Source organism: Micromonospora sp. ATCC 39149 (assembly GCF_000158815.1).
GTDB lineage: Bacteria > Actinomycetota > Actinomycetes > Mycobacteriales > Micromonosporaceae > Micromonospora.
The window spans coordinates 3,240,307-3,263,545 of record NZ_GG657738.1 but is presented as its reverse complement, the minus strand read 5'-3'; the positions used below and the strand labels follow the sequence as shown (position 1 = coordinate 3,263,545).

19 protein-coding genes and 3 pseudogenes are annotated in these 23,239 nt (G+C 68.1%); 12 read left to right on the top strand and 10 right to left on the bottom strand.

Features of this window, described 5'->3' with window-relative positions:
• Positions 1 to 394: 394 nt before the first annotated feature.
• From MCAG_RS13785 to MCAG_RS13755, 7 genes are all read left to right on the top strand, one after another.
• A complete protein-coding gene (locus MCAG_RS13785) occupies positions 395 to 796 on the top strand; it encodes a VOC family protein (RefSeq protein WP_007073593.1) in 402 nt (133 codons plus the stop codon).
• Between the two features lie 287 nt (positions 797 to 1,083).
• Positions 1,084 to 1,995 (top strand): hypothetical protein, encoded by a 912-nt coding sequence (locus tag MCAG_RS13780; protein WP_157548047.1) that lies wholly within the window; start codon positions 1,084 to 1,086, stop codon positions 1,993 to 1,995.
• Positions 1,996 to 1,998: 3 nt separating this feature from the next.
• Positions 1,999 to 3,861, top strand: a complete 1,863-nt coding sequence (locus tag MCAG_RS13775) for an ABC transporter ATP-binding protein (RefSeq protein ID WP_007073591.1) — start codon at positions 1,999 to 2,001, stop codon at positions 3,859 to 3,861.
• A complete protein-coding gene (locus MCAG_RS13770) occupies positions 3,858 to 5,636 on the top strand; it encodes an ABC transporter ATP-binding protein (RefSeq protein ID WP_007073590.1) in 1,779 nt (592 codons plus the stop codon). The genes MCAG_RS13775 and MCAG_RS13770 overlap by 4 nt, the downstream gene beginning before the upstream one ends.
• 568 nt (positions 5,637 to 6,204) lie before the next feature.
• On the top strand, positions 6,205 to 6,912 hold the full coding sequence (locus MCAG_RS29680) for a response regulator transcription factor (protein WP_007073589.1): 708 nt from the start codon (positions 6,205 to 6,207) through the stop codon (positions 6,910 to 6,912).
• Between the two features lie 201 nt (positions 6,913 to 7,113).
• The gene (locus MCAG_RS13760) at positions 7,114 to 7,917 is read left to right on the top strand and encodes a phytanoyl-CoA dioxygenase family protein (RefSeq protein ID WP_007073588.1); all 804 of its coding nucleotides are present in this window, start codon (positions 7,114 to 7,116) and stop codon (positions 7,915 to 7,917) included.
• A 45-nt stretch (positions 7,918 to 7,962) separates the two neighbouring features.
• Positions 7,963 to 9,231 (top strand): glycosyltransferase family 4 protein, encoded by a 1,269-nt coding sequence (locus tag MCAG_RS13755; protein ID WP_036373357.1) that lies wholly within the window; start codon positions 7,963 to 7,965, stop codon positions 9,229 to 9,231.
• Between the two features lie 343 nt (positions 9,232 to 9,574).
• Here MCAG_RS13755 and MCAG_RS34760 read toward each other — a convergent pair.
• The 5 genes and pseudogenes from MCAG_RS34760 to MCAG_RS13730 all read right to left on the bottom strand — a co-directional run.
• A pseudogene (locus MCAG_RS34760) lies at positions 9,575 to 9,775 on the bottom strand (IS6 family transposase); the annotation flags it as partial.
• 180 nt (positions 9,776 to 9,955) lie between these two features.
• Entirely contained in the window at positions 9,956 to 11,122 is a 1,167-nt protein-coding gene (locus MCAG_RS13745) for an FAD-dependent monooxygenase (RefSeq protein ID WP_007073585.1), read from the bottom strand.
• Positions 11,119 to 11,706, bottom strand: coding sequence for a TetR/AcrR family transcriptional regulator (locus MCAG_RS13740; RefSeq protein WP_007073584.1), 588 nt, complete (start codon positions 11,704 to 11,706; stop codon positions 11,119 to 11,121). The genes MCAG_RS13745 and MCAG_RS13740 overlap by 4 nt, the downstream gene beginning before the upstream one ends.
• Before the next feature lie 328 nt (positions 11,707 to 12,034).
• The gene (locus tag MCAG_RS13735; protein ID WP_232290162.1) at positions 12,035 to 13,189 is read right to left on the bottom strand and encodes a cellulose binding domain-containing protein; all 1,155 of its coding nucleotides are present in this window, start codon (positions 13,187 to 13,189) and stop codon (positions 12,035 to 12,037) included.
• 273 nt (positions 13,190 to 13,462) lie between these two features.
• On the bottom strand, positions 13,463 to 14,944 hold the full coding sequence (locus MCAG_RS13730) for a gluconokinase (RefSeq protein ID WP_007073582.1): 1,482 nt from the start codon (positions 14,942 to 14,944) through the stop codon (positions 13,463 to 13,465).
• A 283-nt stretch (positions 14,945 to 15,227) separates the two neighbouring features.
• On the opposite strand from MCAG_RS13730, the gene MCAG_RS13725 reads away from it, so the two are divergent.
• Positions 15,228 to 16,136 carry an aminoglycoside phosphotransferase family protein gene (locus MCAG_RS13725; RefSeq protein ID WP_036373355.1) on the top strand — a complete coding sequence of 303 codons (909 nt, stop codon included), beginning with the start codon at positions 15,228 to 15,230 and terminating at the stop codon, positions 16,134 to 16,136.
• Positions 16,137 to 16,232: 96 nt separating this feature from the next.
• On the opposite strand, the gene MCAG_RS13720 is transcribed toward MCAG_RS13725, so the two are convergent.
• A complete protein-coding gene (locus tag MCAG_RS13720; protein ID WP_036373353.1) occupies positions 16,233 to 17,201 on the bottom strand; it encodes a fibronectin type III domain-containing protein in 969 nt (322 codons plus the stop codon).
• Between the two features lie 269 nt (positions 17,202 to 17,470).
• Between MCAG_RS13720 and MCAG_RS13715 the strand changes: the two genes are divergently transcribed.
• Entirely contained in the window at positions 17,471 to 17,761 is a 291-nt protein-coding gene (locus MCAG_RS13715) for a hypothetical protein (protein ID WP_036373351.1), read from the top strand.
• Between the two features lie 150 nt (positions 17,762 to 17,911).
• On the opposite strand, the pseudogene MCAG_RS32535 reads toward MCAG_RS13715, so the two are convergent.
• Positions 17,912 to 18,318, bottom strand: a pseudogene (locus MCAG_RS32535) (hypothetical protein); the annotation flags it as partial.
• 227 nt (positions 18,319 to 18,545) lie between these two features.
• On the opposite strand from MCAG_RS32535, the gene MCAG_RS13705 reads away from it, so the two are divergent.
• From MCAG_RS13705 to MCAG_RS13695, 3 genes are all read left to right on the top strand, one after another.
• Positions 18,546 to 19,127 carry a SigE family RNA polymerase sigma factor gene (locus MCAG_RS13705; protein WP_083802271.1) on the top strand — a complete coding sequence of 194 codons (582 nt, stop codon included), beginning with the start codon at positions 18,546 to 18,548 and terminating at the stop codon, positions 19,125 to 19,127.
• Between the two features lie 416 nt (positions 19,128 to 19,543).
• Positions 19,544 to 19,951: a hypothetical protein gene (locus MCAG_RS30740; RefSeq protein ID WP_083802269.1), complete on the top strand. Its 408-nt coding sequence runs from the start codon at positions 19,544 to 19,546 to the stop codon at positions 19,949 to 19,951.
• A gap of 102 nt (positions 19,952 to 20,053) precedes the next feature.
• On the top strand, positions 20,054 to 20,947 hold the full coding sequence (locus MCAG_RS13695; RefSeq protein WP_083802268.1) for an expansin EXLX1 family cellulose-binding protein: 894 nt from the start codon (positions 20,054 to 20,056) through the stop codon (positions 20,945 to 20,947).
• A gap of 24 nt (positions 20,948 to 20,971) precedes the next feature.
• Here MCAG_RS13695 and MCAG_RS34755 read toward each other — a convergent pair.
• The 3 genes and pseudogenes from MCAG_RS34755 to MCAG_RS13685 all read right to left on the bottom strand — a co-directional run.
• Positions 20,972 to 21,157, bottom strand: a pseudogene (locus MCAG_RS34755) (HAD hydrolase-like protein); the annotation flags it as partial.
• Positions 21,158 to 21,177: 20 nt separating this feature from the next.
• Positions 21,178 to 21,849: a response regulator transcription factor gene (locus MCAG_RS13690; RefSeq protein WP_007073576.1), complete on the bottom strand. Its 672-nt coding sequence runs from the start codon at positions 21,847 to 21,849 to the stop codon at positions 21,178 to 21,180.
• Complete coding sequence (locus tag MCAG_RS13685; protein WP_007073575.1) at positions 21,828 to 23,180, bottom strand: sensor histidine kinase; 1,353 nt, start codon at positions 23,178 to 23,180, stop codon at positions 21,828 to 21,830. The genes MCAG_RS13690 and MCAG_RS13685 overlap by 22 nt, the downstream gene beginning before the upstream one ends.
• Between the last annotated feature and the right edge of the window lie 59 nt (positions 23,181 to 23,239).

The following is a 23,239-nucleotide window of genomic DNA, read 5'->3' as shown; positions in this document are numbered from 1 at the left end:
CCGTCCTTTCCAAGTCGTCCGCGACGACGGGCACTTCGCCGACGACAACCCGCCCGTACGAGCGGCTCGATCGGCTCTACCGCTCATCCCTGACGCCGCCGGCGCGACAACGCACCGCCGGACCTTGATCGGCTGCACCCATCTCGGCCAGTACCGGAAGCTGAAGCACCAGGGCGGACCGGTCGCGATCCTGAGGACGGTTGATGCACTCCCTTTGTCGTAGTTGGCCCCATCAGGTATCGTGGCCTGTCGTGAACACCGGACTGGCGCCAAGCCGCACACGGATTGGCGATCCGGTGGACAGCTGATCGACCGGCGGGTGCTTCGTGGGCACCCCGCCGATTCGGCACGCGGGCCTCCAGGTAATCAACAGTTGCCAGGTCCCGTTATAGTCGTGTCGAACAACAGCGAGGTCAGCCGAATGGCAGTCAGGTTCAACCACACTATTGTCGCCGCCAAGGATCGCAACGAGTCGGCCCGGTTCTACCGCGAGTTGCTAGAAGTTTCAGAAGCGCCGTCCTGGGGTCTGTTCACCAACATTCAGCTCAGCGACGGGGTGCTTCTCCAGTTCGCCGAACCGCCGGTGGAGATTCAGATGCAACACTACGCGTTTCTGGTTGACGACGACCTTTTCGATCGGGCGTACGCGCGACTGCGCGACCACGGCGTGGAGCACTGGGCCGATCCGCAGATGCGTCGCCCTAGCGAGATCAACCACGAGCACGGCGGCCGAGGAGTCTACTTTAAAGACCCAGCAGGCCACGCGATCGAACTGATCACCCGCCCGTACCTGTAGCAGATGCCTCTGGTCGGGCGCCATCGACGTCGGCTGATCATGCCGGCGGTCGGGGCTCCGCTGGCTGAGCCCGTGTTGGCAGGATGTGGCCGACGAGCGGGCGGGCGGCCGTCCTCACGTTACGGTCGTCGGACGATGAGACCGTTTGCGACATTGCGTCGATGGAGGCCTGATGGGCGCGACGAGCGCATCCCTATCGATATCGACGATGTCCGCCGCGCCGTCTGCCAGTTGGATCCCGAGCGCGACCGGAAGCGGGTGTCCCGGCAGATCCATCTCCGGCGAATGTGACGCTGATGCCGTATCCCTCGCCTGACGAACTGCACCGTCGGATGCTTGAGGCGCCTCCGGCCGAACTCGACGGCGCCGCCCCGGTGCAGGTCCACTCCCTGGTCTCCCACAAGCATGTTCCATTGTATTTGTTCGCCATCAAGTCACTCGCTGGCTACTGGCGCGGGGTGGCGGCAGTCGTGCACGACGACGGCTCGTTGACCGACGTTGACCTGGCGCTGCTGGAAGAACAGGTCCTGGACGTCCGCGTCATCCGGCGGCCTGACGCCGACGACATGGTCCAGGTCATGCTCGAGGACCATCCACTCCTCGCGGAGGTCCGGCGGAGGAATGTTCGCATCCTGCAACTCGTCGACTACTTCTTGCTCGGTGACGCCGAACTGGTCATCGGCATGGACAGCGACATCCTCTTTTTCGGCGAACCGCTGGAGGTGATGCGGTGGGCCGCCGCCACCGAGCGGCAGCCGGCCTTCATGTACTCGCAGGAGCAATTCGCGTCGGGGCGATTGCCGGGCGGTGTTCGTTGGATTCCCGAGGCGTTACCCGACGTGCCGTACGTGCCGCACATGTGCTGCGGTTTCGTCTGCGCGCACCGTCGTCGCTTTCTCGACCTCGACTACCTGGAGGTCATGATGGATCGGACGCCCCGGGAGATCCTGTTTCGCCCTCGCCATGTCACACAGATGTTCTATTCAGTGCTGGGCGGGCGGCTCGGCGATGCGGCCCAGCCACTCGGTGAACCCTATCGCTCGGGGCCGTGGAGCAGGCTGCCGCCTGCGGAGAACCGCGTCCTGTGTCACTACTTCGCGTCCATCGAGTCGCCGGAGGTCGATGACAACATCCGGCGGCACCCCGATCTGTTCCTGCGTGCGCTCCAGCAACTTGAAGGCGCGGAACAGCGTGGTTGATTCATGAGCGACGCCGCCCTTCGCACGCCGCCGTTGTGGGAAAATGTGAACCCGTCCGGTGTGCGGGCGGTGTACGTCGAACGGCGCAGGCTTCTGGGGTTGCTACGCAACGCGGATCGACGGTGGCTGGGTGCTCTGGTCGTATCGCTCGTCGTTGTCGTGGCGGTCGGTCCGATCACTGTCGCGGCCACCCGCGGACTCGTCGACGCCATGCTCTCGAGGTCGGGAGAGTTCGTCCGGCTGGCTGTCGCCGTTGCCCTCCTGATGCTCGTCCGGCAGTTCGCGGAGATCGCCGGATCAACCCTGCGGGCCTCGATCGCGAGGCAGGTCGACGGCGCCGTGCGCGCCGAGCTTCGACGTATCGCCTCCCGGCCACCCGGCATAGCCCATCTGGAGGATCCTGCCTTTCAGGATGTGGCGCTGCGCGCCGCGGACCAAGGCGTGGCGTGGCGCGACAGGTCCGCTGGTCTGGCGGCCGTGGGCCAGTTGTCGCTGACCGGCCGGATCCTCTCCGCAGCGGCCATGGCCGTGGCGCTCGGCGCCTACTTCCCGGTCCTGGCGGCAGTGCTGTTCCTGCTCTCCGTCACCTCGCGGTGGATCGCCGTCCGGCAGTGGATGCACCTTGAGTCGGTCAAGGACGCGGCGATGCCGGAGCGACGCAAGGTCGACTATTGGGCGGAGCTGGCGGCCGGACCCGAGGCTGCGAAAGAGATCAGGCTGTTCGGTCTTGCCGGGTGGGTGGTCGAACGCCGGGCCGCTGCCCACCTCGCCTGGCTGGCCGATTACTGGAAGTTGCGCCGGAGAGTTCTCCGTAGCCAGAAGACGGCGGCCGTGCTGGCCGTGGTCTGTGCCGGTCTGGCGCTCGGGGTCCCTGGCCGTGCGGCCTTCGACGGTCAGATCAGCGTGGGGGCGTTGGCGTCATGTCTGGTCGCTGCCTGGGGCATCTTCGCCATCGCCGCCCTCGGCGCCGAGGCACACGACATCGAGTACGGCAAGGATCCGATGCGGGCGCTGGCCGTCCTTGAGCGCGCGCAGGTCGAACCGCGGCGGAATCTACAGCCGCCGCCGGCGACGATCCCGACCATCAGGTTCGAGGAGGTGTCCTTCGAGTATCCCGGCCAGCCCCGCCCTGTCATGAACGGGCTCAACCTGACCATCCGGGCGGGAGAGCGGCTGGCCCTGGTGGGGGTGAACGGGGTTGGAAAGACGACCCTGATCAAGCTCCTCGCGGGCTTGTACGAGCCGACGGGGGGACGAATCACGGTGGACGGAGTCGACCTGCGCGACCTCGACCCCGAGGTGTGGCGTCGCAGGGTCACCGCGTTGTTCCAGGACTTCATCCACTATCCGCTGACCCTCCGCGACAACATCGCCCTGGCCGCCCCAGAGGCGGAGACCGATGACGCCGAGCTCGACGAGTTGATTCGGCGTGCCGGGGCGGCGGCTCTGCTGGCGAGCCGGCCCCGCGGCCTGGACACGTTGCTGTGGCGTACGGGGACCTCGGGCACCGACCTCTCGGGTGGGCAGTGGCAGAAGCTCGCGATGGTACGAGTGCTCCACGCGGTCGACAAGGGGCGACAGGTGGTGCTGCTCGACGAGCCAACGGCGCACCTCGACGTTAGGGCAGAAGCGGAGTTCCACCAGCGGATCCTGGGGTCGATTCCGGCAGCCTCGGTAGTGGTGATCTCACACCGGTTCTCTACCGTCCGGGCAGCCGACCGAATCGTGCTCCTGGATGGTGGGAGGATCACCGAAGAAGGTGATCACGACTCCCTGATGGCTGACGGCGGGACGTACGCCAGGCTCTTCACGCTCCAGGCGTCGAGGTTCACGGCCCGGCACCCGCATCGGGAGTCCCCGGAGTGACCGTGCCGGCAAGCCTGCGGATGGCGCTCTACACCCTGCGGCTCAGCTACCGCGCGGATTCCCGGGTGACCTGCTTCGTCGGGGTTCTCGTCCTTCTCCAAGCCGGCCTCGTCGCCGCCACTGCGAGCGCCCAACGGTGGCTGGTCGATGCGGCGGGCACCCGTATGCTCGTCGGGCTCGTCGAGGCAGTCGTGGTGGGCATTCTTGCCTACGTCATGCAGGTCGTGGGCCAGCGGCTGGCACTCAACTTTCGTAACGATCTCGTCAACCGAGTCCAGATGGCCATAGAGCAGGAGATCACGGAGACAGCGGCACGGATTCCGACGATCGAGCACCTGGAGCGCGCCGAGTTTCTGAACCAGATCACCATGCTGCGGCGTGGAACGGTTGCCCTGACCACCACCGGCTGGGCTGCAGCCTATGCGGTGTCCGCCGGCGTCGGACTTTGCCTGAGCGTCTGGCTGCTGGCGGATCTCCACCCGCTGCTCACCATTCTGGCGCCATGCGCTCTGCCGATTCTCGTCCTGACCAACCGGGCCCGGAAGATCCAGCAGCAGGCGATCGACGCGACTGCGGAGCCGCTGCGGCAAGAGGCCGCGCTGCATGAGCTGTGCCTGCGACCCGGCCCTGCGAAGGAAGTGCGGATCAGCGGGAACGCCGCGAGGCTGAACCGGCTCGCGCAGCAGTTGTGGACGAGCGCTGCCCGCGAAGAGGGGTCGGCGCGGCTCCGCGGCCTGGGCATGGAGGCAGCCGGCTGGGCGCTCTACTACGGAGCCCTGGCCTTCACCCTAATCCTCGTCGGGCACCTGATGGCGGCTGGGCAGACCACCGCGGGTGGTGCCGTCCTGCTCATCTCTCTCGCCGGTCAACTGCGTACCCAGCAGCAGGCGGTAGTCGATGCGATCACTCAGGTCGCTGCCGGTGGACGGATCGCCGAACATCATTTCTGGCTCACGAGATATGCGTCGGCGTCCCGTACGGGGGTACTGCCGCCGCCAACGCGGTTGACCCAGGGAATCGTCCTGGATCGGGTCTCCTTCGCCTATCCCGGCACCGAGGAGTGCGTACTGGACAAGGTGGACCTCGTCATTCCCGCAGGTTGTTCGATTGCTGTCGTGGGTGAAAACGGGGCGGGCAAGAGCACCCTCATCAAGCTTCTCATGGGGGCGCGTCGTCCGACCGGAGGCACCATCACCGTCGACGGGGTCGACCTCACGCGATTGGACGCGTCCGGATGGGCGGCGGCGAGCACCGGTACGCTCCAGGACTTCCTGAAGCTCCAGGTCCCGGTTCGGGAATCGGTCGGCGCGGGCGACCTGCGAAAGATCGGGGACGTCGTCGCGGTCAACGGTGCCCTGCGTCGTGCCGCGGCCGCGCAGTTCGTCCAGGAACTTCCCGAGGGCATCGAGACCCTCCTCGGCAGGCTCTTTGGAGGAATCGAGCTGTCGCACGGGCAGTGGCAGCGACTCGCCGTCGCACGAGGGCTGATGCGCACGAGCCCGTTGCTCCTCGTCCTGGACGAGCCGACCGCAGCCCTCGATGCGCAGTCCGAGCACGACTTGTTCGAACTTTTCACCAGGCAGGCTCGTGAGTACGGCGGTGATGGGGCGATCACGGTGCTCGTGTCCCACCGCTTCTCGACGGTTCACCTGGCCGACCGCATCGTCGTCGTCTCCGGCGGCAGGATCATCGAGCAGGGCACGCATCCGGAGCTGTTGGCGGCCGGGGGCGAGTACGCGAGCCTCTACCGCCTCCAGGCGGAGGCCTATGGGTAGGCCCGAGCTTGCCGGGTAAGGGGCCGGTGAGGTTGCCACATCGGAAGCTCGTCCACCGCGTTCGGGGTGTCACGTTCCGTGAGAACTCCGCCAGGCCCGCACCGGCACCGAGCCCGCCCTCGTCGCCACCCCGCGTAGCACCGTAGTCGCCGGAGACGCCCGTGTGGGCCGCAGACGCCTTCCGAACTCACATACCGTGACGTCCACTGGCATCCATCCAGCTTTGGAATGACCGTCCGGTAAAGACTATGGACATCCTGCGCAGGTGTATGAAAAGATCGGTGTTCGTCACTGTGTATAAAGGTATCTCCGCTATGCGGGTGGCCGGGGAGAGCGCTTGCTGCTGGCTGAGTGCCGGTGATGGGCGATGAAGCCGAGTCACGACTCGGCGCGTTGAGCGCTGTTGTCGGGGTCGCAGTGGGGTCCATGATGAGTCGCGGCATGGATGAAAAGAGGAGAAGTGCGCACTGACGGTAATCTGATCAATGATTCCGCACTTCCGAGAGGTCGCCGTCGTGACGATGGTGGGTCTGCCGATTTTTTTCCTTCGCCGTCTGGTGGGCGGTCCGTGTTCGGCGACGTCATTGGTTCGCTGGGAATGAGGATGGTTGGTCCCGAGGTCGTCTACCGGGCCATTGCCGGCAGTAGGCACGAGCTTCTGCTGGCGTTGCCCGTCGAGTGGAAGCGAACGGGGCCGGCGCTGGATGTTCGGGCCGGGTGCCGTCTGGCTCGGGCGGGGATTCGGGTCAGGGCATACGTCAGTGCCGAGTGCCGGGTTGGTGAGATGACCATCGACGGGGAGGTCCGGCGGCTCATTCGTTCCGGCGCGTCCGTCTTCACGACTCCGGAATCGTTGCCGCGGCTCAGTGTGGTGGATGGAAAACTGCTGATGTCCGCCCTGAACCAACGCGGGTATGACAGTGGCGGCCTCGCCGGCCGGGAACTTCCCTTCCTGGGGCTCATGCTTCGGTCGATGCACGCGCATGCCTTGGCCCTGCCCACCGAGTTCCCGGACGATGAGTCGACCGAGTTGCTGAGCCGGGAGGTGTTGCACCAGCTCGTAAGTGGTTTCAAGGACGAGGCCGCCGCGCGCAGGATCGGCATGTCCCTGCGCACCTATCGCCGGAGCGTGGCGCGGTGGATGACCCGTCTTGGCGCGCAAAGCCGCTTCCAGGCGGGATATCAGGCGGCTGTTCAGGGCCTCCTCTTCGGCCGGACGCGTCGAGACGGTGGACCGAACGAGGGCGCGACAGTGCCCGGAGATTTCTCCGGTTAGCCTTTTGCGTCCACGCCGAGCTGCGCAGACTGGCGGGCTGGCATGAACCTGCCAGTATTGCCGTTCGGAGTTCCCCCCATGCCTACGCTCGGAGCTGGTTCGGAGTCGCCGGGCCATGCCGAAAGTTCCACGAGGCCCTTGTCCAGCGGCGCGGCGAATATGCCGGGTGACCGTACCGAGGTCATGACCTCAGGAGGCCCTATGCTCATCCCTCCGTCGCAGATGCAGACCATGTCCACTCGCGAACTGTACCTGTTCGACACTATGGGGCTGTTACGGATACCTGGGTTCCTCTCCCCTGATGCCGTCGAGGTGTGCCGTGACGAAGTGCGGCGTCTGTCGTCGACGGAAGCACTCGGCGACGGTGAGAAGGAGAAGGTCGAAGACCTGGTGGGGAACAGCGCCCACTTCGCCGAGCTGGCGGCCGATGAGGCAGTGCGAGCGCTGGTCGAACCGCTCATCAACCAGCCCTACCGGCTTATCGAGAGCTATGCGCTGAGGCGCACCCGGCAGAGCGTCTTCTACCTCCACAACGGCAGTGGCGAGGTTCTACGTTACGGGGGTGACCGGGTCGCCCGACGAAACATGAGCTACATGCACACGTTTCATGACGGGAAACTCTACTGCATGTTCGTCAAGGTTCTGATCTATCTGAGTGACGTCCTGAGAGACGACGATGGACCCTTCTGCTACCTGCAAGGATCACACAAGGCCAACTTCGCCTGGTTTCCGGATGGTGACTCGGGTTCGCCAAATGCGTGGGTCTCGGAGACAGGTAACCCGAGGGTGGCTCTCACGAGGGAGAACTTTCCGTCGCTGGAATTCGTCCGGGCGAAGGCCGGGGACGCTCTGGTGATCAACGAGGCGCTGTTGCACGGCTCACTCCAGAAGGCGTCTGGGGGCGAACGGATTTTGACCGCACTGGGCTTCGCCCCGTCGTTCGTGACGGATTGGAAGCGCCTCGATCCCCGGTCGAACGACATCCAGAGGTTGGGTCATTACTAGCTTCGCCCCTCGAGAGCCTTCGTCTCTTCCCCGGTGGTTGGCGGCATGCGTGTACTGATGATCAGTAGTGACTACCCTCCCCGGCCCCGCAGCGGCATCGGAGTACATGCCGCAGCCCTCACCAGGGCTCTGCGCAGGCTGGGCGTCTCGGTAACGGTCATCACGGCGGGTTCGAAACCGGAGGGCGTCCGGGACGATGACGACCACTACTGCGGGACGCTCGGCTCGGAGATCCTGTCCTTCCCCGGTGAGGCATCGGCCACGTTGAGCATGTTGCACCGCAACGTGGGCATGGCAGCGGCCGCCGGAAAGCTGCCTGCCAGCTTCGACCTGGTCCACTGCCATGACTCGCGAGCCGTCCTGGCGGCACGTGCCGTCGCCGACCTGTGGGATCTGCCGCTGGTCATGACGAAACACTATGACCGTTCGGCGGGCGGCACCCACCTCGACGAGGGCTCCTCCGACCGGGTCATGCTCGACTACGAACAACGGCTCGAGCGGTGGGGGTTGGAGCGCAGCACCGTCATCATCGCGGTCAGCCAGTCCCTCGCGCGGGGGGTCCATACGTCCGTCGGCCGAGCGGTCGAGAACCTCGTGGTCATCCCCAACGGGACGGAGTTCCACGACGCCCCCCGGGACGGTTCGACGTCGTCGCTCGGCGGGCCGCGAGCCCAGCAGGTCGAACTTCTCCAGGTGGGACGACTGGTCCACCAGAAGGGTTGTGACCTGTCGATCGCGGCGTTGAGCCTGCTGCGTGATCTTCCCGTACATCTCGTGGTCGCGGGCGACGGCCCGGCCCGGCCCCACCTGGAAGGTCTCGCACGGTCTCTGGGCGTCCGCGACCGGGTCACCTTCCTTGGCTACGTGGCCAGGAGTCGGCTGGAGACGCTGTACGCAAACGCGCAGATAGCGTTGGTGCCGAGTAGGTTCGATCCCTGCCCCATCGCAGTCTGCGAGGCGCAGGCCGTCGGCAAGGTGGTCATCGGGGCGCGGATCGGCGGGATCCCCGAGCAGATCGATCACCTGGAGACCGGGATCCTCACCCCGCCCGAGGACCACATCGCGTTGGCCGGATGGATCCGTTGGGTACTGGCAGATCCCGACCGCGCCCGCACCCTGGGCGAACGAGCCGGTTCCCACGCGCGGACGGCGTACTCCTGGGACCGTATCGCGGAGGCGACCCTGCAGCAGTACCAGGTGGCTCGTAAAACATTCGCCGCGGCAGGGAAGCCCCGCCGCCGGCCTGTTGCGGACCTGGACGCCGTGGCAGCGGTGGATGCGGTACGTCCGACCGACACTGGAGGCGACAGGTGACCTCCCGGGTTGGTACAGCGCTCTGACTTGGTTCGGTGCACCAAACGTGGCGTGATCGAGGCATGGCAACGCGAGCGCCGGACACAGCGGCGCAATCATGTGCTCTCGGGAGCAGATCATCGACACGGCGCTGTTGCATTGGCGGGTCGGTGGACACGCCGAGGCGCGTCCGCCGGGCATTGATCAGATCGCTTGCGCCAGTTCCGTGAGTGCGACTGCCATCCGCAGAGCCGGCCGTCGTCCCAGCTGCCCAGGTCCGGGTGGGACATCAGCGGCGAGTTCGCAGTGTCCGCGTCGGATGTTCTGCACGAAGGCGTGGCCGGTGATGATCGTCTGGGGCTCACCGGGCGGCGTCGGCCAACAGCGGGGTGAACCGCTGTGCCCACCGGTGGACGGTGGCGTGATCGGCCTCGACACCGCGCTCGACCACGAGTTCCTCCACATCCCGGTACGAGAGGTCGAAACGCAGGTACCAACGGACCGCCAGAACGATCACCTCAGGCGGGAACCGGAACCCACGAACGCCGACGCCGACGCCGACCAGGACCGGAGACGAGACGACAACCTCACCGGGCAAGCCGACCATACCGGCCAAGCCGGAGTCGATCATGCGTCCGCCAACGCAACAGAGCCCGGTACCGGTAGGTGTCGTGGGGTTCGGCTTCAGGCGGTGATAGCAGAAACGAGGTACGGAGTGATGCCGTAGCGTAGCGCCGCGTAGTCTTTACCTTGCGAGCTCGGCTATGTTCTGGTGGTTCTTCGGGAACAGGGGGGCGACCAGGATTCGGTCGAGGCCCGGCAGGCGCATTGCCTTGAATCCCCAGCGCCGCAGCAAGAGCTTGGCCGACGAAGTCGGCAGGAACCACTCGGTGACCCGGTTTCGGGCCGCCTGCTGCACGGCCGCCGCGACCGGCCTCCAGCGGCGTTCGTAGTCGGCCAGTCCTTCCTGTACTGATGCGGCGGCGTGCAGCCGCTGGGCCAGCACGTACGCACCCGCGATTCCCAGTGAAGCGCCCTGCCCGGCAACCAGGGACACCGCATAGGCGGCGTCGCCGACCAGCGCGACCCGCCCGTCGGTCCAGCGCGGCGCGTCGATCTGGGCGACCTGGTCGTAGTAGACCTCCTCCGGCGGCGGGCAGTTGGCGAGGGCCCGCTCGGCCAGGTCGCCCATGCCGGTGTAGGTGCGGCGCAGCGCCTCGCGCGGGTCCTCGGGTAGGCGCGGGTCTTCGGTGCGGTGCACGGCGAACACCGCGACGCGTCCCTCGTCGAGCCCGTAGAGGCCGATCTGGCGGTTGATTGTCTCCGTGAGCACGAACTGGCCCTGGACCTGCTCGAACACCTTGGGATCGCGGAAGACGTAAGCCCCGGTATGCATGCCCAGGTAGCGGAGGTAGTCGGGTTCGGGGCCGAAGGCCAGGCGGCGGACGCGGGAGTGGATGCCGTCGGCGCCCACGATCACGTCGGCCTCGACAACGGTGCGGTCGGAGAGCTCGGCCTGGTCGCCGTCGATCCGGTCGATCGTGGTGCCGTAGCGGATCTCGACCTGGTCGCTGAGCGATTCGCGGAGCATGCATTCGAGGGCGGGCCGCATGATGCTGGCGATCTCGCCGTCGAGGGCCTTGGCGAAGAGCGTGTAGTCGACGCTGACGGTCGTGCGGCCGCGGGCGTCGATGTAGCGGAAGGAGTTGACCGAGCTGGCGAACCTCCGCAGGTTCGGCTGCAGGCCCATCGCCGTCACTGCCTCGTACCCGGGGCCAAAGAAGTCGATCATGTAGCCCTGTTCGCGTGGCCCCGGAGCGTGGTCGACGACGTGGACTTCCCAGCCGTGGTGGTGCAGGCGGTGGGCGAGGGTCAGTCCGGCGATGCCGGCGCCGCAGATAAGGGCTTTCATCGGTGTTCTCCGTTCTCTTCGGTGGTGGTGATCCGACGCAGGAGCGGGGCGATGCGCGCTGCCGAGAGGTCCGGGTCGAGTCCTTTGTGGAGGACGAAGCCGTCGAAGACCGCCATCACCGCACTCGCGGCGTCCTGGGGGCTGGGGTGTCCCGAGCGCGTCAGCACATCGGTGAGTGAGCCGCGGAAGTCGGCCACGAGTGCACTCATCTGCTGGCGCAGTTCGCGGTCGCGGGTGGCGGCGAGGTAGGTCTCGATGAACAGCAGGGAGGCCGGATCGGACCCGTTGTGCTGGTCGAGGTCGAACAGGATCGTCTCGATGCCGTCGGCCGGGCTGGTGGCCTGAGTGAGGATCGCGGTGATGCCGTCGAGCACCTGCCGCATCTCCTCCAGCGCGGCATGGCACAGGAGCGCCTGCAGCGATTTGAAGTGGTAGTGCACCAGTCCCGGAGGGACCCCGGCCCGCTCGGCCAGTACCCGAGTGCTGACGGCGCTCCAACCGAGCTCGCCGATCAGCTCCCGGGCGGCCGCCAGCAGGCGTGCTCGCGCGACCCGGCCGCGTTCGGTATTGGTCTGGCCCGGCATACCCTCTCCTTGGTCGATCGTCTTGGACGACTGACCAGACATGCTACTCGACAGAGTCGATGATCTTGGTGTTGAGGTAGCCGTGCTGACGCTGTTGCGTTTGGTCGAACCACAGGTACCAGCGGACCGCCAGGACGATCACCTCGGGCGGGAACCGGAACCCGACGAACGCCGACGACGGCGCAGACCAGGACCGGACACGAGACGATCACCTTACCGGCCAAACAGGCCATACCGGCCAAGCTGAAGTCGATCATGATTTCGCCCAACGCAACGGGACCCGAGACGTCCACCGGCCCGGACGCAGCGTTGTTTCCCCGGTGCGCTCTTAGCCTGCGGTGCAGGGGGTGCCGTTGAGGACGAAACTGGTCGGCGGCGCGTTGCTGGCGCTCCACCTTCCCTGAATGCCGAAGGTCGCGGAGCCGTTCGCCGCGAGGACGCGGTTGTAGTCGACGTTACGGGCCGTCACCGTGGCGCCGCTCTGGCTGACCGTGGCGTTCCATGCGGAGGTGATCTGCTGGTCTCCCCGGAAGCTGAAGGTCAGCATCCAGCCGTCGATCGGAGCCGTCCCGGTGTTCTGGATCGTCACGACGGCAACGAAACCCTCCTGCCACTCTGATTGGTTCTGGTAGGTCACGCGACAGGTGGACGGTGGCGGGGTAGGCGCTGTGGGCGTGGTGACGGTGTTGGACGCGATCGACACGTTGCCCACCGCGTCTCGGGCCCGCACGTAGTACAGGTAGCGCAGCTGCGGCGTGGACGACGGAAGCGGCATCGTGTACGTCGTTGCCGTCACGGTGGCGATCACGATCGAGGTGAACCAGCCGTCGAAGCGGTAGACGTTGTAGCCGCGCACGCCGACGTCGTCCGTCGACGGCGACCAGGACAGCGTGGCGGTCGAGGCGGTCACGTCGCCGATGCTCAGGTTCTGCGGAGCGCTCGGTGGGGTGGTGTCCGGGCCGGTGTCGGTCACCGGGGTGACCACGGTCAGCGTGTCCGACGAGTTGGAGCGGTGCCCGAGGCCGTCCTTGGCGGCAATCTGGAACAGGTACTGCTTGCCCGCCCCGATGTAGTTGGTGATCGTGGTGGTGGTGACGTTCCCGACGCTGGCGGAGAAGACGACGTCGTCGAAGGCCATGTAGTAGGTGATGTCGTAGCCGGTGATGGCGCAGCAGCCGGGCGTTGCGGCCGTCCAGGTGAGGGTGATCGACCCCGTCCGGACCTGACTGGCGGTGAGGTTCGTGGGCGCACCCGGTGGAAAGGGTGAGGTGCCCGGTGTGGTGGGTGCTGCGGTCGGTGTCGGCGTGGCCCCGGCCGGCCCCATGATGGGCACCGAGGCGCCACCGGGTACGGGGGCGGGGTACACGACGGGTGCCGTCCCGGTGAGCGTTGCGGTGCCGGCATCGGCCGCCGGTACGGCGATCAGCCCGACGCCGAGCACTGCGATCGACGAGACGACGGCGGCCAGCAGGCCGGGTCGCACGCGGCGACACCGCGAGCCCGAGTGGACGCCTACCATGCGTCAACGATGCGGCACGCATCGATTGATGTCAATGTATCCCACTCCTCGGCCCGCAGTCGCGTCCGCGCCTGTGCTCGTGGTCGATCCAGTGGCCGCTAGGACGCGTGATGAGCGGCGGCGACCGGGCGACGGCCCTCGGTGAGGTCGTCGGGGCCGCCGGTCCGGCAGACGCTGTATCGCACCGGTGGACGTCGCTTCGCGCGCCGGGCTCGGGGACCCCCGCCACCTGATCTCTCAGCCGCGCACGAGCGCGTCGTACACCTTGGCGAACCGCGCGCGTCGTTCGGCGTAGTGCTCGACGTGCGCTGGCCGGGGCTCGTACGTCGCCCCGACGGCCCGGGGCGCGCGCGGCACGTCCGGTGCCAGCACGTGGAGCGCGAGCAGCGCCGTGCCATGCTGCGTGGCACGCCGGCGGGTCACGTGCGTGACCGGTCGCCCGAGCACATCTGCAAGGACCTGGAGCCACTCAGGCTGGTCGTTGCTGACCCGACCCGCCGCCGCGACCTCCAGGATCTGCGGGGCGGCCGGATGCAGCTCATCGGCGACGCGCGCGTAGGTCATGGCCACGCCCTCGACGATGCCGCGGAACATCGCGTCGGCGTCCGTGGCCGCCGAAACCCCTTCGAGTACGGCGCGTGCCCCGCCGACCCAGCCCGGCGCGCGTTCGCCGGTGAGGTACGGCAGCATGAGCGGCGTGGCATCACTCGGCGGCGCGGTGAGGACGGCCGTGACCGTCGGGCTGAGGCGCAACGTGCTCTGCGCCCAACTGACGGCGCGACCGACATCGTTGATTGCCCCGCCGAGCAGCGTGCGTCCCGCATCGACCCGGTAGTTCCACAACCCGAACGGCAGCGGATCAGCAGGTCCGTCGAGCAGCACCCGCAGCGCCCCGCTGGTGGCTGTCGACGCGGTGAGCACCGTGGCGTCGGTCGCCCCGGACCCGATGTTGCTGGCAAAGCCGTCGGTGATGACGGGGAACCACACGGCCCCGGCGAGGGCGGGCCAGCGCGCCGGGGCCGCCGCCGGCACCGGCTCCGTCACGTCCCGTGGCGCGGAGAGCTGCTCGGGGCCGACGCCGGCGGCAGCGAGCAGCTCGGCGTCGAACTCGCCGGTGCGACGGTCGAGCAGGCCGGTCCACGCCACCGTGGACGTCCCGGCGAGCGGGTGCCCGACCAGCCGAGCCAGAACGTACTCGCCCAGGGACCACCACACCGCGGTCTCAGCGACGACGCGGGGCTCCACGGCCGCGAGCCAGCGCAGGCGCGGGGCGTGGTAGCTCGTGTGCAGGCGGGTGCCGGTGCGCTGCTGCATTGCCTGCTCGTCGAGCTCCTCCCGCAGCGCCGTCACCGCATCGGCGCTGCGCGCATCGGCGTAGGTCAGGCACGGGGTGAGCGCGCGTCCGGCCGCGTCGACCGCGATCAGCGAGGCGGCGAAGGTGTCCATCGCGACGCCGGCGATGCGGGTCCCCAGCCGTAGGTCGCCGGTCACCGCGTCGAGAACCTGCTCGACCTCTGCGGTCGCCTGTTCGGGGTCGATGATCGAGGTACCGTCGGGCGCGACCGTGAAGGCGTGCGGCACCTTGTGCTGCAGGCCCTGGACCCGCCGGCCCGACGCGTCATGCACGCCGCCGCGGGTGGCGGTGGAACCGATGTCCAGCGCGAGGACCAGCGGGTCCAGCGCCGCGTCGAGGGCGACATCGTCGTCGGTCCGGGTCATCGCGGTCCTCGTCGTCGTCGGCGCGGGTCTCCGACGACCCTAGCCAACCCTAGTCATCAGCACCCGCCGCAGCCCGTCCGGAGCGCCGCCCCGAAGTCCGGCATGAGCAGGACGGCAAGTCCGTACACGGCTGGCCTGTGAGACAGGCCCTCCCGCAGGCACGAACAGACTTCCTGGGTGGGCGTCGGGTCATGAGGGATCCATGGCGCGGCCGGTGGTGTCGGGTGGGCGTCGTCGACCTAAGTCAGTGGCTTGCCTCGGCATCTGACGGAAGGATCTGGGCATGACACTGCACCAGAATGAGGTCCCGGTCGATGAGAGAGTTGTCGGGTCGCTGCTGAATGAGCAGTGCCCGCAGTGGGCCGGCCTGTCGCTGTCGCCGGCGGGTGCGGGCACCGACAACATCATGTACCGGCTGGGTAGTGATCTGCTAGTGAGGCTCCCGCGAACTGCGGACAAGGCGCGCGCCCTGCTTAAGGAGCAAAAGTGGCTTCCTCGTCTCGCGCCGCTGATGGCGTGTGCGGTCCCAGAGCCACTGCACACCGGCATGCCTACGACCGCGTACCCACTTCCTTGGTCGGTCTACCGGTGGATCGACGGCGACGAAGCCCAGCCGGACACTGTCCAGGACTGGTCGACCTTTGGCAGCGATCTGGCGTCCTTTGTGCGGGAACTTCACGATATCGACCTCATGGGCGCAACCCGCACGGGCGAGCTCAGTTGGTACCGCGGGGGACACCTGCGGGACTGCGACGAGTGGATCAGCAGGTCTCTCATGGACTGCCGGGCCACCGTCGGCGGCGAAATCGACGTCGAGACCCTGGAACGGTTGTGGCGCGAAGCGCTCGCCCTGCCCGAACCCTCCGGACCTCACGTGTGGCTCCACGGCGATCTCAAACCCACCAACCTCCTGGTACAGGACGGCAGGTTGCACGCGATCATCGACTTCGGTGGCCTGTCGATCGGTCTGCCCGATGCCGAGCACTCCACGGTCTGGGACCTGCCGCCACAGGCGCGACACGCCTACTGGGACACCGTCGGCCTTGACGACCTGACCTGGACCCGCGCCCGCGCCTGGGCCATCGCGGTGGGCGCCAGCGGCATCTCGTACTACTGGCACACCTACCCGGCGTTCGTGGCCGAATGCCGAAGCCGCCTCCAGGCGATCCTCACCGACGCCGTCTCGCGTTGAGCGCGGTAGCACGCGCACTGTCCTCGACGGAGGAGGTCACGTCTGCGCTGGTGGTGTAGGGACGGCCATTGCGGGATTCCTTGCCGGGCTGCTGACCTACTGGCTGGGTGCGGTGAAGGTCACCGTTTTGGAGGGGGCGGAGTAGATGCCCGCCTGGTCGACCGCGCGTACGTAGACCTCGTACGCGTTGCCGGGGGAGACGGCGAACGTGACGGTCCGTACGTCCGGGGTGGGGTTCGAGACGCCGAGGGCGCCGCCGTTGACGTACGTGAAGTACCGGGAGATCGGGAAGTCGCCCGGTGCCGAGGCCGTCCATGACAACGTCGCGGAGGTCGGGGTGAGCGTGGTGACGGTCAGGTCGGACGGCGGGGACGGCGGCACCGACGGGACGGTGGTGACGGTGCCGCGTGCGGACGGGGCCGAGCGCTGCGTGCCGTCGGTGTAGCGGACGACGACGATGAACGTGTAACTCGTGCCTGGTCTGAGCCCGGTGAGCTGGACGCTGGTCGTCGACGGGCCCGTGCTCGCCCGGATCTGGATCGGCTGGGTCGGGGTTGCGGGCGGGACGATCAGGTCGTAGCCGGCGATCCGTTCAATGGCGACCGCCGGTGGTCGCCAGGAGACCGTGGCGGTGGTGGCGGTGACGTTGGTCGCCACCGGCGGACCGGGCACGGTTTCGCTCGGCAGGGTCGTGATGGTCACGGGGGCCGAGGCCGGCCCGGGGAGGCCGCTGGTGTCCCGCGCCCGCACGTACAGCTCGTAGGTCGTGGCCGGGCGCAACCCGCGGATCGGCACGAAGACCCACGTGCTGGTCGTGGTGGTGACCAGCTGGTCCGGGTAGGTCCAGCCCAGCCGGCGGGCGTAGACCTCGTACACCGCGATCGGGTTGGTGCCTGTGGCGGCCGGCATCCAGGCCAGATCGACCGTGGTGGCGGAGAGGAACTGCGTGCCGGCGACCTGCGGGGTGCCGGGCGGGGTCACCGGTGCGCTCGCCTGTGCCGGCGCCGGTCCGGAGGTCACCAACGCGAAGGCGAGCGCGACGCCGAGCAGATGCCTGAGGCCCATTCCAGCATACTCCACTGCCCAGTGAATATTGTCAATGGATGCGCCGTTCGGCCGCGACTCGTCGTGATCGCGTAATGGGAGTCGTCACCGGTTCGCTGTCGGCAATCTTGTCGGCTCCGCCTAATAGGGTTGAGTCGGTGTTGACATGAGTGGCAGTGGTGTCTGGCCGTGGGTTGTCCCGATGCGGAGTTCGAGGCGCACGGTCATGTTGGACCTGGCAGGTAAGGTCGGCCACCCCGTCCGAAGAAGCTGTTATGAGAGCATCCCGCGTGATTCTTGCCGTCAGCATGGCCTTCGTTCTTGCCGGCTGTGGTGGCGGACACGAAGGAAACTGGTCCAATGAGCAGCTACAGAAGGATGGGGCCGCCGCGGTCAAGCGCGACCTCGGTAAGGATGTGACCCTTCAGTGCGAGGGCGGCCTCACCAACCGGCAGGGCTCGTCGATCCGCTGCAAGGGTTCGGACGGTTTGGCCTACATCATCGATGTGAAGAGCGAGGGTGAACTTCGCGCCAGCGGCGGCACCCAGTCGTTCCCCGCGCCGGCGGGCCGGTCGAGATAGCCGACTTCCGCTGAGCTGGGCGCGGCGTGGACAGGCTCGTTCCACACCACGTGGAAGACCACATTCGAGGCCGTTCGCTGAGCTTGATCTTTTAACGGGTTTGTCAAACGAACCGCCCTGTCTCACATCCGGTGGCGACGGAGAGTGCTGCTATCCGAGAAGGATGCGGTGGCGGAGCAGGGTGAAGCCTGCTCGTCGGTGCATCTGGCGCGCCGGTCAGCGTTCCTTCGCAGGCGTGAGGAACTGGGCGAAGCCTTCGACAGCGGCGGCCAGTTGGGTCATCTCGGGGCAGGCGGCGGTGAGCCGTGTCAGAAGATCTCGTTGTTCGGGCTTGAGGTTGTCGAGCCTGGTGAGGAGCATCCGGGCGAGCCGACGTGCGGAGATGTGGCTGCGTTCGCGTCCGCACAGCCCTGGCTGATGTACTTGGACAGGAGGTTCAGGCAGCCGGTGTATCCGAGGGCCTTGATCTCTTCGAAGAGATGCTCGACGCCGATGGCGCGGTCCTTGGCCCGACGTTTGCGCATGTCCCCGTCCGTTTCGGGTGGGGGCATTGTCGCGTCGGTGGGGATCTTGAACACGGGGACGACTCCCTTGGTCGGTGGTGCCGGGCGGCGGGGCGGCGTCCATGCCTGACACGAGCCCACCCCGCGGCCCGACCCGCGCGCCTCGGTCCGGGGCACGTCAGCGTGTCACCGCCGTGTTCGTAGTCGCGGCTGGGTTGGTAGCCTCGCGAACGCTGGCCACCGCACCCGCGGCCGCCAAAGGTCGAGAACTGGAGGCGGCCATGGCGACATCACGCGACGACGCCTTCCACTGCTTCTTCGAGACCTACCATTCCGAGTTGGCACGCTTGGCGTACCTGGTCACCGGCGAGGGGGAGGTGGCCGACGACCTCGCCGCCGATGCCCTGTTGGAGGTGTGGCGGCACTGGGACCGGGTCGCCGCGGCCGAAAGCCCGATCGCGTACGCCCGTGGGGTGCTGGTCAACCTGGCCCGCAACCGGATCCGCCGGCAGCGCCGGGAACGGCGCGGTTTGCTCGGCGTGGGCCTGCTGTGGCAACAGCGGGCGTACGCCCGGGACGCGGACGTATCCGCGGTGCTCGACGTACGGGAGGCGCTCCGCCGCCTGCCGCACCGGCGCCGGGCGTGCGTGGTGTTGCGGTATGCGTTTGACTTGTCCGAGCGGGAGACGGCGCGCGCGCTCGGCATCTCGGTGGGCACCGTGAAGAGCCAGACGTCGCGCGGGGTCGCGCAGTTGACGACGTTGCTCGGCGGGCCGGCGTTACCGGCTACCGACCGCACGCACTGGGAGTCGCCTGCTTCGCGGGCCACGGTTCCGCCGGGCTCGTGGGGAAGGGGACGATGATGCGGTCGGATCGCGTTCGCGCCGTGCTCCGCGCCACTGCGGCCTCTCACCAGCCGGACCGCGCAGCGATCCTGGCCCGGATCCAACGCGGCCAGGCGGCCTTCGATCCGTCCCCGGCGACCCGCCCGACCCGTCGGGGTGCGGTCGTGCGGGCGGCGGGGATGGCTGCGACCGTGGCCACGGTACTCGGGCTCGGCGTGGTCGTCACGTGGGCCGCCGTCGGCCAAGAGGCGACGACGCCACCGGTACACATGCCGTCCCCCATGGCCTCCACCGCCCCAACCGCCCCAACCGCCCCAACCGCCCCAACCGCCCCAACCGCCCCCACGGCCGTCTCACCCGCCACCGCTGGATCGTCGCCGAGCCGTGGTGGTGCGAGCCGTCCGTCGTCGGCTGCCCATGGGTCCCGGTCACCGGTGGCGTCCCCGGGGAACAGCGGCGTCGAGCGGGGCTTCCTGTGGGCCAGCGGCGCGGTGGACCCGCAGAGCATCGACAACTGGGCGCAGAGCAACGTGACGGTGAGGAACAGCGAGACGTTGACGGCGCTGGAGGTCCGCGTACGGATCGCGCTGACCCCGTACGTGACCAGCACCGGAATGTGGAGCACCATACCGGCCGAGCACCTGGTGACGACTGTCGAGCAGCAGCCGGGCGTCCTGGTCTACACGTTCACGCTGAAGCCGGCGGTACGCATCACGCCGGGCTCATACATCTTCGCGGTTCAGTACGGTCACGCCGTGGGCGGCAGGGACCCGAGCCGGGACAGCTACCAGGCGATCGCCACCGCCGAGGTTGCCCGGGCCGAGGTGGACGGCGGCTTCTGAATCAGGGCGGCTGAATTCTTCGGGGCGGCCGAGCAACCTTTCCGGTCCGCCGGGCCACTGAAGGTCGACTGGTCGACTGAACGGCTGAAGGAGAACGCCGATATGCCCCCTCTGCATCCGCGCCGCCCGTGGCGCATCGCGTTCGCGAGCGCCGTGTCGGCGGTCGTGCTGGCGTCCGTTGCCGGTTGTGGCGGCCCATCTCCGGCCTGGCATGCCGCGCCCACGCCCGCCGCCGGCACCAGCACCCCGGCGGTCGGCAAGTCCGGGCCGGGGTTCCCGACCGCGGCGGCTGACGCGACCACCCCCGCGACCACCCCCACGACCGCACGGCCGTCGGCTACCGGCAGCCCGTCGCCGAAGTCCAGCGGCGTGGCACCGCTGGCGGGACGGATCCGGCCCAACGTTACGTACCGCGGAAAAGCCACTTTCTATGACGCTGGGGACGGTGGAGGGGCCTGCCTGTTCGGCCCGGCCAGTGACCTAATGATCGGGGCGATGAACCAGACCGACTACGAGTCGGCCAAGGCGTGCGGGGCGTATGTGCTCGTCAAGGCGGCCAACGGAAACTCCGTCACGGTCCGGATCACCAACCTGTGCCCGTTGCCCTGTGCGCCCGGGCAGATCGACCTGAGCCCACAGGCCTTCGCCAAACTGGCCAACCGCTCACTCGGCGAAGTGCCGATCACGTGGAAACTGCTCAGTCCCAGCATGTCCGATACGATCTCGATCCGGTACAAGGTCGGGTCCAGCCAGTGGTGGTGCGGCATACAGGCGATCGGCCATCGGAATCCGGTGGCGCTGCTGGAGGTCCGCACCAGCAGCGGTTGGCGCCAGCTACCCCGTCCCGAATACAACTACTTCATCTCCGCCAACGGCAGTGGGTGCGGCGGCCCGATCAGGATCACCGACATCTACGGAGAGAAGTTGACGATCAGCGGGATCAAGCTGAAGCCGGACGTCGTGCAGCCGACCCGGGTCCAGTTCGCCAGGCACTGACCCCGCCGGGCCCCGGTCCCCGGCCTCGGGTAGGGGGTCCTCGCGGTCGGTGCGCGGCGAGCGCATCAGCACGGCCGCCCCGACACCGGCGCGGCGGGCGCAGGCGACGTCGCGGTGCCGGCTGTCGCCGGCGGACCAGCAGTCGGCGATCGCGACGCCGAGCGCCCGGGCGGCGAGCCGGGCCAGCTCCGGGTCGGCTTGCGCAGCCCCCTGGACTTCAGGTGATGAGGTCAGTCCGGTGGTGCGGGATTAGCTACACCGGTCCGGTACGCCACGACGACGGCTTGAACTCGGTCGCGCAGGCCGAGTTTGGCGAGGATGCGGGCGACGTGCGACTTCACGGTGGCCTCGGATAGGTGCAAGCGTTCGGCGAGTTCGGCGTTGCTGAGGCCTTCGGCGAGCAGGCGCAGCACTTCCAGCTCACGGGCGGTTAGTGCGCTCAGGTCGCGGTGGATCGCGGGCGTGTCGGTGTCGCGGCGGGCGAACCGTTCGACGAGGCGGCGGGTGATGGCGGGCGCGAGCAGCGCGTCGCCGGAGCGGACCAGGCGCACGGCGGCGACCAGGTATTCGGGGCTGACGTCCTTGAGGAGGAAGCCGCTAGCCCCGGCGGTCAGCGCCGCGTACACGTACTGGTCGAGGTCGAACGTGGTGAGCATGATCACGCGTGGCTCGTCCGCGGCGCCGGTCATGATGCGTCGGGTGGCCTCCAAACCGTCCAGCTCAGGCATCCTGATGTCCATGAGGACCACATCGGGGCGGGTACGTCGGACCGCGTCGACCGCTTCGGTGCCGTCGGTCGCCTCGGCGACGACGTCGATGCCGTGGCCCGACAGGATCATCCGGAAGCCGGCGCGGACCAATGCCTGATCATCGGCGATCACTACGCGCAGTGGTGGGGCCATGGTGCCTCCAGGGGAATTTGTGCCTGGACACGGTAGCCGCCGCTGAGGCGTGGCCCGGCATGCAGGGTTCCACCGTAGACAGCGAGGCGTTCCTGGAGCCCGATCAGCCCGCGCCCGTTGCCGGTCGTGGCTGACGCACGCGGCACGCCACCGGTGTCAGCCACCTCTACGCGGAGGTGGCTGGTGTCGTAGTCGACGGCGACGGTCGCGGATGCGCCGCGCGCGTGCTTGACGGTGTTCGTCAGCGCTTCCTGTACCACCCGGTAGGCCGCCAGTTCGATCCCGGGCAGCATGGGGCGCGGTTGCCCGGCCACGTTCAACTCGACCGGCACGCCGCTGGCCCGGACGCCTGCGACCAAGGCCTCCAATCGGTCCAGGCCGGGTTGGGGTGCGAGTTCCGCGGGGCCGGCCGCGTCGGAGCCGGAGACGTTCATCGTCAGCAGCCCCATGACGTGGCGCAGTTCGGACATCGCCGCTCGACCGCCCGCCTCGACCGCGAGCAGCGCCTCCCGGACCTGCTCCTGGTCGGGCGGCATCATTGTGCGGGCGGCGCCGGCCTGGATGACCATCATGCTGACGTTGTGGGTGACGACGTCGTGCAGTTCCCGGGCGATACGGGCGCGTTCCTGCTCGGTCGCACGGCGGAGCGCCTCGTCCCGTTCGCGTTCCAGCGCCACCGTCCGCGCGCGTTCCTCGTCGGCCCGGCGCCGCCACCGGCGTAGCCCGTCGGTTGCGATCGCGAGCGGGATCAGGACCAGGGCCGGGACGGCGTCGCTGGAGACGGTGGGCAGCGTCGGTGACTGGAGCTGCTGGAGCTGGCTGTACAGCAGGGCCGCCACGAGCTGACTGGCCAGCACCGGCATGCGGTACGGACTGTAGACAGCGGCACTGTACGCGGCGATCACGCAGACGTAGAACGAGAACCGGATCGTCGCGCGGTCCTCCGTGACCGCCGACACCACCGTGGCCATGGCCATGACGATCCAGAGCACCGCGAGCGGATATCTGCGGCGAGTCACGAGCGGCGCGGCAATCAGCAGCATCACGATCGCCCAGGCGACATGATGGTACGCGAGCGGGTCGAGCGTGCCCGTTGGATCCACCTGGAATTGCGGTCCCGGCCGCTCCGGCAGCGCCGGGCCCGGCGTGCCGGGCCCGGCGGGCCTGGGAAACACGCCGTAGCTCGGCTGGATCACGATGGCGCTGAGGCCCAGCGCGAGTATCGCGTCGAATCCCTGGCTGCGCCGCGATGGTCGGGGCAGCGGACCGGACGGGCGCAGCAGTTGCCGGCCCCAGGCCCACAGTCGGTCGGTGTTCCCCACCGGCTCCATTCTCGCCGATCCGCCGCGGCCGGCGGTATTGGTCCGGAGAACCAGCGGGCTCCACCGCG